This is a genomic window from Streptomyces collinus, from assembly GCF_031348265.1.
GTDB classification, from domain to species: Bacteria; Actinomycetota; Actinomycetes; order Streptomycetales; family Streptomycetaceae; genus Streptomyces; species Streptomyces collinus.
In genome coordinates this window covers 7,727,814-7,743,431 of the sequence record NZ_CP133771.1, presented here as the reverse complement: position 1 = coordinate 7,743,431, position 15,618 = coordinate 7,727,814, and the positions used below count along the sequence as shown (strand labels likewise).

The following is a 15,618-nucleotide window of genomic DNA, read 5'->3' as shown; positions in this document are numbered from 1 at the left end:
TCCGGAATCCTCCGACCCGAGGAGGCGAGTGTCCATGCCGCCGGCCCAATGGCTGATGGCCGCCCTCGTTGCGCCGGCCGGAGGAGCCGTCTGCCTGTATCTGGCGGTCCCGGGGCTCCGCGAGCCGCTGTGGACGGCCATCGTGCCGACCGCCCTCTCCTGCGTCCTCTTCCTGCTGCTGGTCCTGCGTCTGGCGGGCATGATCGCGGAACACCGCAGGGCCCGGGCCCGTGAGCGGGTGCTGCTGGCGGCCATCGCAGCGCTGGCCTCGGCGAAGAGCCCGGATCAGGTCTCCCGGTGCTGCGAGGCGGCGGTCGCCGCACTGCTCGGGGCGCATGTCCCGCACGGATCCCTCCTTCTGCCGGCCGGGGAGGTTCCCGGTCTCCCGCCCGGCACCGGACGCGCCTCCCTTCTGCTGCCCGTCGACCGGCTGCCGCCGGGCATCGCCGCGCGACTGGCCGGTCTGCCCGCCGCCCTGGTCTGCTCCCCGGCAGAGCCCGGCCCCGCCTCCGGCCGCGCGGACGTGCTGCTGGCCGCCGGGCCGGAGCGCCGGCTCGTCGGGGCGCGGGCAGCACTGGAGACCCTCGCCGCACACGCCGGGCCGGCGGCACACCGCGCCGAACTCCGGCCCGACCGCCCGCACCCGGGGGGCGAGGCGTACTTCCGCACCCTCCTGAGCAGCGCCTCGGACGTCGTCCTGGTCGTCGGCGCCGACTCGACCGTCCGCTATGCCAGCCCCTCGGCACGGACCCTGTTCGGCCGCAGCGAGGTGACGGGGACCCCCCTGCGGAGTCTGGTCGAACCGCAGGACCGGGAGCGGGTCGACCGGACACTGGCCGCGCTGGACAGCGATCCGGGCCGTGACGTCCACGACCACTGGAGGGTGGGCGGTCCGGGCGGGCGCGCCGAGGTGGAGGCCCGCTGCCGCGACCTGCGGGCGGACGGGTCCGTCGGCGGACTCGTCGTCACCCTGCGGGACGTGACCGAGCAGCGGAAGCTGCGGTATGAACTCTCCCGCCGGGCCTTCCACGACCCCGTCACCGGCCTGCCCAACCGGGCCCTGCTGCTGGAGCGCATCGGCAGGGCCCTGCTGCACGACCGCCGGGAGTCGCCCCTGGCCTGCGTCCTCTTCATCGACCTGGACGATTTCAAGACCGTCAACGAGACCCTGGGGCACGCGGCCGGCGACCGGATCCTGAAGGCGGTGGGCGAGCGGCTGTCGCAGACGCTGCGGCGCACCGACACCGCGGCCCGGCTGGGCGGCGACGCGTTCGCGGTCCTGATGGAGGAGGCCCGGCAGCCCGAGGACGCCGAACTGCTGGCGCAACAGGTGATCGAGGTACTGGACCGCCCCTTCCGGCTCCCCGAGGGCACCGTCACCGTCTCCGCCGGCGTGGGCGTGGCCACCACGTGGGACAGCACCGACCCCGACGAACTGCTGTCGTGCGCCGGCCTGGCCGTGTACGCGGCGAAGTCCGCGGGGAAGCGGCAGTGGAGCCGCTTCGTACCGGGGCTGCGGGTCCGCGTCACCGAGCGGCACGACCTGCGGGCGCGCCTGGACCGCGCGATCTCCCGGGAGGAGTTCGCGCTGCGCTACCAGCCCGTCGTGGACATCACCGGGGGCCAGGTCATCGGCTTCGAGGCGCTGGCCCGCTGGCCGCAGGGCCGGTGCGGACCGGTCCCACCGGGGCAGTTCATCCCGCTCGCCGAGGAGACCGGCCACATAGCGCCCCTGGGCGCCTGGGTGCTGCGCAACGCCGTCGCCGACATGGCCCGGCTGCAGCGGACTGCCGGCCGGGGCCTGGCGCCGTACATCAGCGTCAACGTCTCCGGCCGCCAGTGGCAGGACGCGGACTTCCTGGAGGAGGTGAGCAAGGCCGTCGAGACACCGGGCCTCGCCCCCGGCTCGCTCCAGCTGGAACTCACCGAGTCCGTGCTCCTGCACCGTGACGACCGGCTCGACAGGGTCATCCGGTCACTGAAGGAGCTGGGCGTACGGATCGCGGTCGACGATTTCGGGACCGGATTCTCCTCCCTGCGCTACCTGCGCGACTTCCCCGTCGACACCCTCAAGCTCGACAAGACGTACATCGACGACATCCCGCGGGATCCCCGGCAGGCCGCACTCGTCCACGGCATCGTGTGCCTCGCCAGGACGCTCGGGCTCCAGATCATCGCCGAGGGCATCGAGCAGCGGGGACAGCGGGACCTGCTGACCTCCATGGGCTGCCGGTTCGGGCAGGGTTTCCTGTTCGCACGGCCCCTGACGGTGGAACAGAGCGCGGTCGCGCTGCGCAAGCACTACGGCGGGGGCCCGGGCCCGGCGCTCCGGTGACCGCCGTGCAGGCGGGACGATGGGCTATCCGCGCCCGGCCGGGCGCCTCGGCAGGCCCCGGCGCGGCTGCGCCGCGGACAGGGCGAACGCCGTCTCCGCCAGCGCGAGGTGGCTGAACGCCTGTGGGGCGTTGCCCAGTTGCCGTCCGGCGTCCGGGTCCCACTGCTCCGCGAGCAGGCCGACGTCGTTGCGGATGGCGAGGACGCGTTCGAAGACCTCCTGGGCGTGCTCGGTGTGACCACCGGCCGCGAGGGCGGCGGCGTGCCAGAGGGAGCAGGCCACGAAGGTGCCCTCGCCGCCGGGCGTGCCGTCCGCTCCGCCGCCGTCGCGCCCGTAGCGCCGCAGGAAGCCCCCGTGATCCAGGTGGCTCATCGCCCGCAGGGTGCCGCGCACCCGGGGGTCGGAGGCCGGCAGGAAGCCCAGTCTGGGCATCAGGAGGCCGGAGGCGTCCAGGTCCGGCGAGCCGTAGGCCTGGACGAACGACTGCTGGCCGGCGTCCCAGCCCTCCCGCAGGACCTGCCTTCGCACCTCGTCCCGCATGGCGCGCCATTCGGCCGACGAGCCGTTGCGGCCGAGGAGTTCCCCCATGCGTACGGCGCGGTCGGCGGCCACCCACGCCATGACCTTGGAGTGCACGAACTGGCGCCGCGGCCCGCGCACCTGCCACAGCCCCTGGTCGGGTTCCCGCCAGTGCCGGAGCAGCCAGCCCATGAGCGCCTCGACCAGGTCCCACACGTGGGCCGGCATGGGGATGCCCGCCCGCAGCGACAGGCAGAGCGTGTCCATCACCTCGCCGTAGACGTCCAGCTGGAACTGGCCGACGGCGCGGTTTCCGAACCGTACCGGCTGCGAGCCCTCGTAGCCGGGGAGCCAGGGCGCCTCGGTCTCCGGCAGCAGGCGCTGGCCGCCGACGCCGTACACGGCCTGCAACTGGGCAGGGTCGCCGGCGATGGCCCGCACCAGCCAGTCCAGCCAGGCCGTGGCCTCGTCCCGGTAGCCGCTGCGCAGGAGGCAGGACAGGGTGAGGGTGGAGTCGCGCAGCCAGCAGTAGCGGTGGTCCCAGTTGTGGTCGCCGCCGATGCGGCCGGGCAGTGAGGTGGTGGGGGCGGCGACGATGCCGCCGGTGGGGGCGTAGGTGAGGGCCTTGAGGGTGATCAGCGAGCGCACCACGGCTTCCCGCCAGGGCCCCCGGTAGCGGCACTGGCCCGCCCAGCGGCGCCAGAAGTCGACGGTCTCCTTCAGCGCCGTCTCGGCGGGGACGGACAGCGGCGCGGGCGGATCGGGCCGGTGGGACGGCGACCAGGCCAGGGTGAGGGCCAGCCGCCGCCCGGCGGGCACGGTGAACTCCCACACCGTGGCGTCCGTGTCGCCGAGCGCGGTCACCGGCCCGTCGGCGCCGAGCCAGACGGCGTCCGGCCCGGCGACCGCGACGGTGCACTGCCCGGCGTCCCGCACCCAGGGCACCACCCTGCCCTGGTGGAAGCGCAGCCGCAGTTCGCTGCGCATCGGGACGGCCCCGGACAGCCCCTCGATCACGCGGACGAGGCAGGGCAGCTGGGTGCGCGGGGGCATGAAGTCGGTGACGCGGACGGTTCCGTCCGGGGTCTCCCACCGCGACTCCAGCACCAGGGTGTCCTTGCGGTAGGCGCGCTCCGCGCACCGGTCGGAGTGGGTTCCGGCGGATGCCTCGCCCGCGGGGGCGACGCGCCAGCAGCCGTTGCCGCGGTCGCCCAGCAGCGCGGCCAGGCAGGCGGGTGAGTCGAAGCGGGGCAGGCACAGCCAGTCGACGGAGCCGTCGCGGCCGACCATGGTCGCGGTCTGCAGATCGCTGAGGAGGGCAAAGTCCTCGATCGGTGCGCTCATGTTCACCGCCCTTGCCGTTCCCGCGATGGACGCCATCCGATGTTTACGACGTATACATACATCGTCGCCCGGACAAGCGTGCCCGTCAACCCATACCCGGCCCCACTTGACGCATGAGAACAAATCGGCACAAGATGCTCGTATACGTCGTAAACGTACGGCGACGCATCGGCGCCGCCGGATCACGACGGAGGTGAACTCCTGTGCACACACGCGAGGGAATTCCCCCGTGCCTCAGGCGGCCCCCGGTCGAGCTGGAGATCGTCATCCCGGCCGTCAACGAAGAGCGCCGCCTTCCCCGCACCATCGGGACGACGGTGGACTACCTCCGGGAACAGGTCTGGTCGTCGGCCGTCGTCGTGGTCGACAACAACTCCGTGGACTGCACGAACGACGTACCGGATCGTTTCGACAGCCCTCTCACCCGCGTCCACGTCATCGGGTGCAGCGAACGCGGCAAGGGCGCGGCCGTACGACGGGGCATCGTCACCTCCACGGCCCGCTTCGTCGGGTTCCTCGACGCCGACAACGCGACCCCGGTCGAGACCCTCGGCAAGGTGCTGCCCCTGTTGCAGGACGGCTGCGCCGCGGTGATCGCCTCACGGCACGTCGACGGGTCCCGGTTCGAGGTCGAGGAGTCGGCGATGCGCCGCTGCGGCGGCTGGATGTTCCGGCGGCTCACCCGCCTGACGCTCCCTGAGATCGCCGACACCCAGTGCGGGTTCAAGTTCTTCGACGGGCGGCTCGCCCGGGAGGCGGCGGCGACCTGCCGGGTGGACGGCTTCGCCTTCGACGTGGAGCTGCTCGCCCGCATCGTGCGGGCCGGCGGCACCGTCGTCGAGGTCCCGGTGGCCTGGACGGACATGCCCGGATCGACCTTCTCAGCCCGACGCGACGGCATTCGCTCCATGGCGGACGTGTTGCGCATCTCCCTCTCACGGTGACTGTTCATGACTGCACTCGAGCACCTTGCCCGGACCAACGTGCTGTTCCTCAACTGGCGTGACCCCGCCCATCCGCAGGCCGGCGGGGCGGAGGCGTACTGCTTCGAGATCGCCCGGCGGCTGGCCGGTTCGGACGCACGGGTGACCCTCTTCTCCGCGCGCTTCCCGGGCTCCCGGGCCGCCGAGTGGGCCGACGGTGTGCGCGTGCTGCGCGGCGGGGGCACCTACGGCGTCTACCGCGCCGCGGCCCTGCATCTGCTGAGGAACCGTCACACCTACGACGCGGTGGTCGACTTCCAGAACGGCATACCGTTCTTCTCACCGCTGTTCACCCCGCGCTGGACCGCGGACGTGTGCGTCATCCACCACATCCACCAGAAGCAGTTCGACCTCTTCTTCCGGTGGCCCATGAACACCGTCGGGCGGCTGCTGGAGAAGCAGGTCAGCCGCCTGGTGTACCGCGGGCACTCCATCGTCGCCGTGTCCCCCTCCACCCGGGAGGGCGTCCGCGCCGAACTCGGTTTCCGCAACCCCGTCTACCTGGTGCCCAACGGCAGCCCCCGCCCGTCGTCCACGCCGGTCGCCCGGGCCGCGGCGCCGACCCTCGCCGTCGTCACCCGGATGACGCCGCAGAAGCGGGTGGACCTGCTGCTGCGGGCCCTTCCCTCGCTCCGCGACCGGTGGCCGGACCTGCGGGTGGAGCTGGCCGGGGACGGCGGCGAACTGCCGGACCTGCGCGCACTCGCCTCCGCGCTCGGCCTCGACGCGACCGTCACCTTCCACGGCCACGTCAGCGAGGAACGCAAACAGGCGCTGCTCGGCGGCGCGTGGCTCACCGTGGTGCCGTCCGTCGCGGAGGGCTGGGGCCTGACCGTGATCGAGGCCAACTCCATGGGCACGCCCGCCCTCGCCTTCGACGTCCCCGGCCTGCGCGACGCCGTCCGTGAGGGCTACAACGGCTGGCTGGTCCCCGACGGCGTACCGCTGGCCGACGCCCTCGACTCGGCCCTCACCGAACTGTCCGACGCCGGTGCCCGCGACCGGGCCGCGCAGCGCTGCCGCGCCTGGAGCGGCCGGTTCTCCTGGGACGACAGCGCCGAGCGGCTCGCCCAGGTGATCCTCGAAGAAGCCCGGCGGGTCCGCCTGCACCGCAGATCGCGCCGCCGGGCCAGCGACCTGACGGTCCTCACCTGGTTCCGGTCCCCCGACGGCGACCACGTCGAGCGCACCCTCAAGACCCTCCTGCGGGAGACCGACCGGTGGACCCGCCAGGGCGACACCTTCCGGGTGCTGCTGCACGGCTGCGACGAGCTGCGCGCGTTCCAGGCGCTGCGCCGGCTCGGTGTACCCGATGCTGCCTTCCGGCTCGCGCACCGGCGCGAGGAGCTCGTGCCCCCTCCGGCGGACGGGTCCGGTGCGGACGACACGGGCTGGCCGGCCACCCCTCGGCCGGCCGCCCGGGAACGGCGGGGGCCCGCATGACCGCCCCGCGCACCGCGACGATGCAGCGCTCGGCCAGCCGGCCGGACGTGGTGAAGGCCGTCCACGGCGCCCGCTGGTTCACCGCGGCGGCCCTCGCCGTGGGGGCCGTGAACTACGGGTACGCCCTGCTGCTGACCAGACTGCTGGACGTCGGCTCCTACGCACGGTTCGTCGCCGGGCAGTGGCTGCTGCTGAGCGCGGCCACCGTGGCGACGGTGACCGTGCCGTGGGTGCTGGCGCAGGCCCTGGCCCGCGCCCGGTCGGACGCCGAGCGGGGCGACGCCGGCCGCTTCTCGGTCATCACGAGCATCGGCGGCGGACTCGTCATGGGCACGGTCGTCGCCGCCGTGGCCACCCGGTTCGCCGGGCCCGCCACGACGCTGGCGCTGGCGCTGAGCACCTTCCTGATCTACACGACGACGGTGACCGCGGGCTGGCTCCAGGGCCAGGAGCGGATGCGGACCCTGTCGCTGCTGCACGTGGCCGAGGTGCTGGCGAAGATGGCGGTGGGGGTGTTCCTGGTCGTGGCCCTCGGACTGGGCGACACCGGCGCGCTGGCCGCCTTCGGGATCGGCGCGCTGCCGTTCCTGCTCTGGTGGCCGTCCCTGCCGCGCGGCAGTGGCCGGCCCTGGCGCAGCGCGACGGCCAACCGGGACCTGTGGCGGCGGGCCCTGGGCATCGCCCGGCTGCAGGGGCTGGTGGCGCTCATGGCGGCGGTGGACGTGGTGCTGGTGACGATGCTGCCCACCGAACCGGCACAGGCGGCGAGTTACCAGGCGAGCGTCACCCTCTCGCGTGTGCCGCTGTTCGTGGCCGGCGCGGTGTCCATGGCGTTCTTCCCCGCCCTGTCCCGACGGCGGGCGGGCAGCCGGCTCAGCGCGAGCGCCGTACGGATGTACGTGCTCGTGTCCCTGCCGCTCATGGCGGTGCTGGCCACCGTGCCGGGCCCCGTCCTGGGCGTGTTGTTCCCCGCCGACTACAGCATGATGAGCACCCTGATGGCCTTCACCGCGCTGACGGGGTTCGCCATCGGAGCGGTCAACCTCACCGTCACCTTCTCCCAGGCCGTGGACGACTACGCGTGCGCTCGCTGGCAGATCGCAGGGCTGGTGGTCTTCACCGCCGCGTTGCTGGCGGGCTGGCGGATCGACGGCGTCCGGGGCATCGCCGTCGGCGGGGCGCTGGGTGCCGCCGGTGCCCTCGCCCTGCTGCTGGGCCGGCTCCTGCACCGGCAGGGAACGGCCTTCCTCCGGCACACGCCGTGGGTGGAGCCGTTGCTGCTCACGGTGCTGCTGGTGCTGCTGCGCCCGTTCCCGCTGGTGTGGCTGATCGCGGCCACGGCCATCGGAATACGGGCCGTGGAGCGGTTCCTGCGGCGGCCGGGGGCGCCGGACCCCGCGGAGGACCAGACCGAGGTCACCGTCGGGGACTCGTCGGCGGATCCGTCCGCCGGCCCACCCGAGACGACCACCGACCGACCGGGCGGAGACATGACGCCTATGAGAACCGACCTCACGAACACCGACACCCTGCGCGCCGAGGAGCGACCCGACCGCCTGCTCGTGCAGGCCGTCTGGCGTGGCGACGCTCCGCCGGCCGGTGACGCCGCTCTGCGTCACGCGCTGCGGCTCGCCCGCGAGAACCAGGTGGAGGGCCGCCTCGCACGCGCCTACCCGCGCCGGCTGGCGGACGTCGTGGCCGAGGTGGACACCGCGAACGAGCAGTTCCGGGAGAACCTGACGGAGGTGACCGGCCGTCTGTACGCGGCCGGCATCCCCACGGTGCTCATCAAGGCGGACCTGGCCGGCGACTACGTCTACGGCAACTTCGACCTCGTGGTGCCCGACGGGCGCTGGGAGGCCGCGTGCACCGCCCTGGAGGGCTGGTACGCCGACCGTTCGACGTACTGGCTGGAGCGCTCGTCGAAGGTGCTGCTGGAACCGCGCAGCGGCCCGGCGGCCCATCTGCACACGGCGGTGTCGTGGTTCGGTGTGCCGGTGCTGCCCACCCGCCGGCTCTTCCAGCGGGCCGTTCCGTCCGGGGGTGCGTGGCTGGTGCCCCGCCCGCCGGACGAGCTGCGGATCTGGCTGGCGCACGGCCTGTTCCAGAACCTCACCTTCGACCTGTCGGAGCTGTTCGCCCTACGGAAGCTGCTGGCGCCGGACATCGTGGCCGAGGCCCGGCACGAGGCGGCGCGCGAGGGCTGGGCCGCCGGGGCGGACCGGGCCCTGGCCGTGGCGGTCGGGGCGATGCACCGGCTGGACGTGGGCGCGCCGGTCCGGCTGCCGGTGCCCCTCCCGGTGGGCGCGTCCCTGCGCGTGGGTGCGGTGCACGCGCTGCACCTCCTGCGCCATGGACGTGCCCGGGTCGCGGCGCGAGAGGCGGCCCTGCGGGTGCCGCTCGTCGTCGCCAAGAGGCGAAGGATGCTCCTGTCATGAAACAACGCCCCCTGCTGGTCTGTGTGTCCGGGCCGGACGGCGCCGGGAAGTCGTCGCTGGTGGGTCGGATGACGACGGACCTGCGTGAGCACGGGTACGCGGTGGCGGCCCAGTACTGCTACGGCTGTGTCGTGTGCCGGCGCCTGCCCCAGCGCATCCGGTCTCGGTTCCCCGCCTCCCCCGGCAGGCCCAGGTCGATCGCCTCGGGCATCGGCCTGTGGGCCGGCCGGCTGCACGGCTGGGTGGACGCCGCGGAACTCGTCGCGGGTCTCGCACAGGCCACGGTGCGGGCGCGTCTGACCTCCCGGGGGCGGCCGACGGCGGTGGTGACCGACCGCGGTCCGCTCGACGCCCTCGTCAAGTTCGATCCGGAGCCCGGTTCACGGCTGGCGGCCGCTTTCGCCCGGCTGGCGAGGACGTACAAGGTCACCCTGCTGCTGGACGCGGAGCCCGAGGTGCTGGCGGAACGCGACGGCGTGTACGCGCTCGGGCCGCTGGCGAAGTGCCGGGACCGTTACCGGAACTGGGCCGTCCGGCTGCCGTACGTCCGCCGGGTGGACGCCGCGGCGTCGGCCGACGCGGTCGCGGCCGAAGCGCTGGGGTGTCTGCCGGAGCTGCGGCCGGCACCGGCGACGGCGCCGGGACCTCCCCCCGGCGGCGGACCGCACGTGGTGATCTCCACCTTCGACGACCTGCGCAATCCGCACTACCACGGCGGCGGGGCACTCCTCGTCGACAAAGTCGCCCGCCGCCTCGCCGAGGACCACCGGGTCACGGTCGTCACGGTGGCCTCGCGCGGTGGCACCGAGACCCGCGACGGGGTGCGGTACCACCGGCTGCCGCTCGGCTGGGCCGGACCGCGCCTCGGGCAGCTCCTCTACCACGCGGTACTGCCGTTCACGGCCCGCAGGCTGCCGCACGACGTGTGGCTGGAGAGCTTCACACCGCCCTTCTCCACGGGGTTCCTGCCGCTGTTCGCCCGCGGCCCGGTGGTGGGCCTGGCCCAGTCGCTGAGCGGGGCGGCGATGACCCGGCGCTACCATCTGCCGTTCAGCCTGGTCGAGCGGTACGGACTGCGGTTCTACGAGGACGTCGTCGTCCTGAACGAGGCGGACGCCGCGACCGTGCGGCGCCACGCCCCCGAGGCCGCCACGCACGTCATCCACAACGGCGTCGACCCGCCGCCCGCCGCCCCGCGGAGGGCCGGGGAGGGCGAGTACATCGCCTTCCTGGGGCGGATAGATGTCCGGCCGAAGGGGCTGGACCTCCTGCTCGCGGCTCACGCCGCCGACCCGCCGTCGCTGCCCCTGCTGCTGGCCGGCGGGGGCACCCGCGGCCAGGAGGCCGAGCTCACCGCACTGATCGCCGCTGCCGGAGCGGACGCCCGCTGGGTGGGTGAGGTGAGCGGAGTCGGCAAGCAGCGCTTCCTGGAGGACTGCGCCTTCCTGGTGCTGCCGTCCCGCAGCGAGTCGTTCGGTCTCGTGGCCCTGGAGGCCATGTCCCACGGCAAGCCGGTAGTGCACTTCGATCTGCCCACGCTGCGCTGGATGGACGGCGGCGGGAACGTCACCGTCCCGGCCTTCGACGTGGAGGCCCTGGGACGCCGGCTGCGGGCCCTCACCGCGGACGAGGAGACCCGTCGGCGGCTGGGGCACCTGGCGCACCGGGCCGCGCGATGGCTGTCGTGGGACCGGACCACGGGTCAGTACCGGAGCCTCGTCCAAGAACTGCTGGACCGGCCGGCCGCAGCGGGAAGAGCCACAGCGACGCCGCAGGAGGCGGCCGAGAGGAAGGAGGCCGGGTCATGGCAGCCGATCCGCTGACCGCGGCGATCGACGAGGGCGCTCCGCTGGTCGTGCTCTCCCCGCACCTCGACGACGCGGTGCTGTCCTGCGGGGCCCTGATGGCACACGCCGCGAACCGTACATCCGTGCGCGTGGCCACGTTCTTCACGGAGGCGGGCGCACCGCCGTACACGCTCTCCGGGCGGCACTACCTCCGGCTGGCCGGCCGGCCCGACGCGGAGTGCCTGTACCGGGAACGGCGCGCCGAGGATGAGGAAGTGCTGCGGCGGCTCGGGGTGGCCTGGGTCCATCTGGGGCTGACCGACGGCCTGTTCCGCCGCAAGCCCATGGTCTCCGGCCGGCACCGGGAGTGGCTGCGCCGTGCGCTGCCCGAGCCGTCCCACATCTACCCGACCTACCGGCTGCACGTGGCCACGGGCCGGATCTCCCCCTACGACACCGGCACCCTGGACCGTGCGCGGGCCGTGCTGGAGACACTGGCGTCGACGCCCCGGACGATCCTGCTGGCCCCCTCGGGCGTGGGCCGGCACGTGGACCACGTCCTGGTGCGCACGGCCGCCGAGCTCAGCGGTCACCGGGTGGTGTTCTACAGCGACTTCCCCTACAACCAGCAGCACCCTCTCGACCCCCGCTTCGTCGAGCGCAACGGGCTCGCCGGGGTGGAGTGGTCACGAGGGCTCGCCGCCAAGGCGGCGCTGGTGCGCGGGTACCGCTCGCAGGCCGACGCGCTCTTCCCCGGCGGCCGTATTCCGGAGGTCCCGGAGACCTACCTGTTCGCCGGGGGTGCGCCATGGCTGTCGTGAGCAAGGCCCTGCCGGTGTCGATGGCGTGGCTGCGCAGCCGGGCGGTCCCCCTGTGGCTGGTGGCGGGCCTCTCGGCCGCTCTCACCGGGGTGGTCCGTCTGGTCGGCTTCGGGCAGACACCGGACGTGTTCGGTGACGAGGTCTACTACTGGCACATCGGCCACTCGGTGGAGTCCGGGGGCTTCCCCCGGTACAAGGGCGGGCTGTTCTTCCTGCACCCGCCCGGCTACTTCTACCTGGAGGGCGGCTGGGAGAAGCTGTTCGGCGCCCATGCCGACGTCATCTCCGGTGTGCACCAGATGCGGCTGCTGAACGCCGTCCTCGCCATGATCACCGCCGCGGTGCTCGTCTTCCTGATCACCCGCGTCACCCGGTCCGTCCCCGCCGCCGTCGCGGTGAGCCTCGTCTTCGCGTTCGACCCGTTCATCCTGCGGCTCAACGACCGTGTGCTCATCGAGACCTCGATGATGCTCTGGGTCCTGCTGGGCTATCTCGTCCTGCTGCCGTTGACGGAGTCCGACAAACGGCCCAGAGCGCGCGGCCGGGCCGTCGCCGGCGGGCTCCTGTTCGGCCTGGCCATCCTGACGAAGGATGTGGCCTCCCTCATCACGGTGCTGCCGCTGGTCGCCGCCGCGCTGTTCACCTGGCGGTCGCGCAGGTCCCTGCCGCTGCTCGCCGCCGCGGCGGCGACCGTGCCGTACGCGGTCTACGTCGCCGTCGTCGCGGCGGCGGGCCACTTCGACGAGCTGTGGGCGGTGAAGACCCACGGCATCAGACGGCTGCTGGGCCAGGTCCAGGAGACCGGCTTCAACGCGGCGGGCGCGCCTCCCCTCTCCCAGCGCGTCACCGAGGAGCTGAGCAACTTCGGCGGCACCTACGTGCTGCTGGCCCTGGGCCCCCTCGCGGTGATCCCGCTGCTGCGCCGCGGCGGCCGGGCGCAGCGCCTGCTGGGGCTCTGGTACCTGTCGGCGGGCATCGCTCTCGCCTATGCCGTGACCAAGGGCACGCTGGAGGAGCAGGCGCTGTACATGCTGCTCGTTCCCACGATCGTGGTGGTGGCTCTGGCGGGAGTGCGGTTGTGGGAGGGGCGGGCCGGGCGCCGGGCGCTGCGGGCCGGTATCGCGCGGACCACCACGGTCCTCGTGCTCGCGGCCGCTCTGGCCGCGTCCGGGTTCACCTATGCGCAGACCAGGACCACGCCGGACGACGGCTACCCGCAACTGCGCCAGTACATGCTGGACCACGTGCCCGAGGGCAGCCGGGTCATCTCGACGAGCGGCTCGGTGGACCTGGTCCTGGAGGACCGCTATCGCGTCGGGCGCTGGCGCACGCCGCAGGACCGGGCCAGAATGAGGGCGGCGTACGTCGTCGCCACGTGGCGGCTGATCGATCAGGGGTACTCCCCGTTCACCCAGCGCCAGGCCCGGGACCTCACCCGGCAGGGCGACCTGCTCTTCTCCTTCCACGGCCGCACGTACGGCACGGTGTCGGTCTACCGGCTTCCGGTGCCGCCGGTGTCCCACGCGGCCGGGGCGGGCGGCGGCGGTGGCTAGCCGCCCGGCACCGTCCCGGGTGCTGCTCTTCACCAGCGGTCCGTGGGAAGGCGGGGCGGGAGCCGACACACAGCTGGCGGCGTCGATCACCGACTGCATGCCGGACCGGGAATTCCTGTGGTTCAGCCGGTGGCCGCGGCACGGGCCGCCCGGGACGGCCCGCGCAGGGGGCGTCCCCCTCGTCTCCCGGGACGGGGCCCCGCACGTCCCGGAGCGGCTCCAGGCCGCCCTCGCCGGGAGCGTCCTGGCGCGCCGCACGGACCTGGTGCACGCGATCCTGACGATCGGCGGGACCTACCCGATGTTCTCCCGGCTGCGGCGGGGTCTGCTCGGCCGCGGACCGGTCATCCACACGGTGCCCGGGGTGATGGACACGGCACTGCTGGAGCGGGCCCGGCCGCTGGGCGTGACCGTCGCCCTCTCGGAGGCGACGGCCGGGCAGCTACGCGCCGCGGGGTTCGGGGACGTACGGGTGATACCGCCGACGATCCCGCTGGAACGGTGGCCGTGGCGCCCGCGTGCCCTGGGGGCTCCCCTGGTGCTGTTCGCCGGCCATCACGACCCGGCGGGCGGTGCGCGCGAAGCGATCGCCGCCGCGGCGCAGGCGCACCGCTCGGGGGCGCGCTTCCGCCTGGTGCTGGCGATGCGGGGCCGGCCGGGGCAGGACGAGCGCGCGCTCAACAACGGGCTGCGCGCGCTGGCGGCTCGCGAGGGCCTGCCCCCGCCGGATGTCCTCGGCCATGTGCCGGACATGCCGGGACTGCTGGCGGCGGCCGACGTCGTGCTCTTCCCCCCGCGCTCGCTCGGCGGGAAGGCGGACGTCCCCTTCATCGTGCTGGAGGCGCTTGCCACGGGACGCCCCGTGGTCCTCAGCGACCTGCCCCAGTTCGCCGCGCTGGGCTCCGCGGCGCCCCGGGCCCCCGTCGGCGACGCGGTCCACACGGGTGAGCTGCTGACCCGGCTGCTGGAGCAGCCTCGGCGCTGGGAGATGCTGGCCCGGCGCGGCCGTGCCACGGTGGAGGAGCGGTTCGGACCCGACCGCTTCCGCACGCAGTACGAGCGTCTCTACCAGGAGTCCCTGGCATGAACCCGGCACGGCGACAGGCTGCCGGCACCGGCAGCGGGGCCGCACCGTACCGCAGGCACCTCAGTGTCCTCGCGGCGGCGCTGCTGGTCGCCGCGTGCGCCCCGGCGGCCGTGGAGCGCGACGAGGGCCGGAGCCACGTCTTCGGCACGTTGCAGACCATGCCCGAGAAGGCGCGACTGGAACGGAGCAAGGGCATCAGGGTCGCCCATCTGCAGATCTTCTGGGACCGGTACGAAACGCGCGAAGGCCACTTCTCCTCCCGGTACCTGGACAGCGTCAGAGGGTCCCTGGAGCGGCTCCAGCGGGCGGGTTCGCTCATCGAGGTGAGCCTGGGTCTGCATCACGCGCCGGGCTGGCTCTTCGACGAGTACCCGGAGGCCGCCTACGTCGACCAGGACGGCAACCGGCTCACCGACGCGCCCAACATGGTCTTCAGCCAGACCGTGCGCGAGAAGGCGCAGCGCTATGTGGAGCGGGTGGACCGGGAGATCGGGCTGGACAACTTCTGGGCGATCCGCGTGGGCGTGAGCGGCACCGGCGAGTTCGGCTATCCCTCGGGCGACGGGGACAACTCCTACTGGGCTTTCGACGCCAACGCCCAGAGCCCGGACCGCGCGGGCCGGCCGCCCGGCACCCCCGCGAACCCGTCCCCCGGCTGGAAGCCGGGCCAACGCGACTACCGGGGAAGGGAGTTCACCGAGGCTCAGGTCAGCACGTGGTACGACTGGTACCTGCTGGCCCTGTCGAACGCGGTGAACTGGCAGATCGAGTACTACAGATCGTTGCGCTACAGCGGCTTCCTGAAGGTGCTGGTGGCGGGCAGCGGCTACTACCCGCGCGACTACAAGCGTGCCGTCCAGCGGCACCTGGACGAGTCGGCGGGGAACCGGCTGGTCGCCCTCGGGGTCGGCTTCTTCCGCACCCTGGGAGAGATCCGCCACCGTCACAACGTGCAGATCGTGCCGACCTCCCTCGTGGACGGCACGGGCAAGCCCCGGAACAACGGCTGCTCCCCCGAGGACCGCCACGTGAACGTCCTCGCCCCGCCCCACCGCGTGCACGACGAGTGGTCGTCGATGCGCTGGGTCACCCGGATCGCCCGGCAGCACGGCTTCACGCTGCTCAGCGGAGAGAGCGCCGGAACGCGGGTCAGCCCCTACTACCCCGGCGTCATGTCCGCCGCGGCCCGGCAGATGGACACCTGCGGGCTGCGGGGCCTGATGTGGGCGTTCGACAACAACCTCTACGACGGCACCCCGGGTTCGTCACTCGCGGACTACTCCGCGATGATCTCCGGCTACGACTGAG

General features: G+C 73.4%; 10 protein-coding genes. 9 read left to right on the top strand and 1 reads right to left on the bottom strand.

The window, feature by feature from the left end; all coding sequences use genetic code 11:
- Positions 1–34: 34 nt before the first annotated feature.
- The gene (locus RFN52_RS34935; RefSeq protein WP_311241128.1) at positions 35–2,335 is read left to right on the top strand and encodes a putative bifunctional diguanylate cyclase/phosphodiesterase; all 2,301 of its coding nucleotides are present in this window, start codon (positions 35–37) and stop codon (positions 2,333–2,335) included.
- 24 nt (positions 2,336–2,359) lie between these two features.
- Here the strand turns inward: RFN52_RS34935 and RFN52_RS34930 are convergent, their stop codons facing one another.
- Positions 2,360–4,198, bottom strand: coding sequence for a glycoside hydrolase family 15 protein (locus RFN52_RS34930; RefSeq protein WP_184852479.1), 1,839 nt, complete (start codon positions 4,196–4,198; stop codon positions 2,360–2,362).
- A 203-nt stretch (positions 4,199–4,401) separates the two neighbouring features.
- Between RFN52_RS34930 and RFN52_RS34925 the strand changes: the two genes are divergently transcribed.
- Genes RFN52_RS34925 through RFN52_RS34890 form a run of 8 tightly spaced genes read left to right on the top strand, consistent with a single transcriptional unit; the run spans position 4,402 to position 15,617 of the window.
- Entirely contained in the window at positions 4,402–5,142 is a 741-nt protein-coding gene (locus tag RFN52_RS34925; RefSeq protein WP_311241127.1) for a glycosyltransferase, read from the top strand.
- Between the two features lie 6 nt (positions 5,143–5,148).
- Positions 5,149–6,624 (top strand): glycosyltransferase family 4 protein, encoded by a 1,476-nt coding sequence (locus tag RFN52_RS34920; RefSeq protein WP_184852476.1) that lies wholly within the window; start codon positions 5,149–5,151, stop codon positions 6,622–6,624.
- Positions 6,621–9,062: a lipopolysaccharide biosynthesis protein gene (locus RFN52_RS34915; RefSeq protein WP_184852473.1), complete on the top strand. Its 2,442-nt coding sequence runs from the start codon at positions 6,621–6,623 to the stop codon at positions 9,060–9,062. Before RFN52_RS34920 ends, RFN52_RS34915 begins: the two co-directional genes overlap by 4 nt.
- Entirely contained in the window at positions 9,059–10,885 is a 1,827-nt protein-coding gene (locus tag RFN52_RS34910; protein WP_184852470.1) for a glycosyltransferase, read from the top strand. Before RFN52_RS34915 ends, RFN52_RS34910 begins: the two co-directional genes overlap by 4 nt.
- Entirely contained in the window at positions 10,867–11,670 is an 804-nt protein-coding gene (locus RFN52_RS34905) for a PIG-L deacetylase family protein (RefSeq protein WP_184852467.1), read from the top strand. The genes RFN52_RS34910 and RFN52_RS34905 overlap by 19 nt, the downstream gene beginning before the upstream one ends.
- On the top strand, positions 11,658–13,223 hold the full coding sequence (locus RFN52_RS34900; RefSeq protein WP_184852464.1) for an ArnT family glycosyltransferase: 1,566 nt from the start codon (positions 11,658–11,660) through the stop codon (positions 13,221–13,223). Before RFN52_RS34905 ends, RFN52_RS34900 begins: the two co-directional genes overlap by 13 nt.
- Entirely contained in the window at positions 13,216–14,310 is a 1,095-nt protein-coding gene (locus RFN52_RS34895; protein WP_184852461.1) for a glycosyltransferase family 4 protein, read from the top strand. Before RFN52_RS34900 ends, RFN52_RS34895 begins: the two co-directional genes overlap by 8 nt.
- The gene (locus RFN52_RS34890; protein WP_184852458.1) at positions 14,307–15,617 is read left to right on the top strand and encodes a beta-galactosidase; all 1,311 of its coding nucleotides are present in this window, start codon (positions 14,307–14,309) and stop codon (positions 15,615–15,617) included. Before RFN52_RS34895 ends, RFN52_RS34890 begins: the two co-directional genes overlap by 4 nt.
- The last annotated feature ends 1 nt before the right edge of the window (position 15,618 follow it).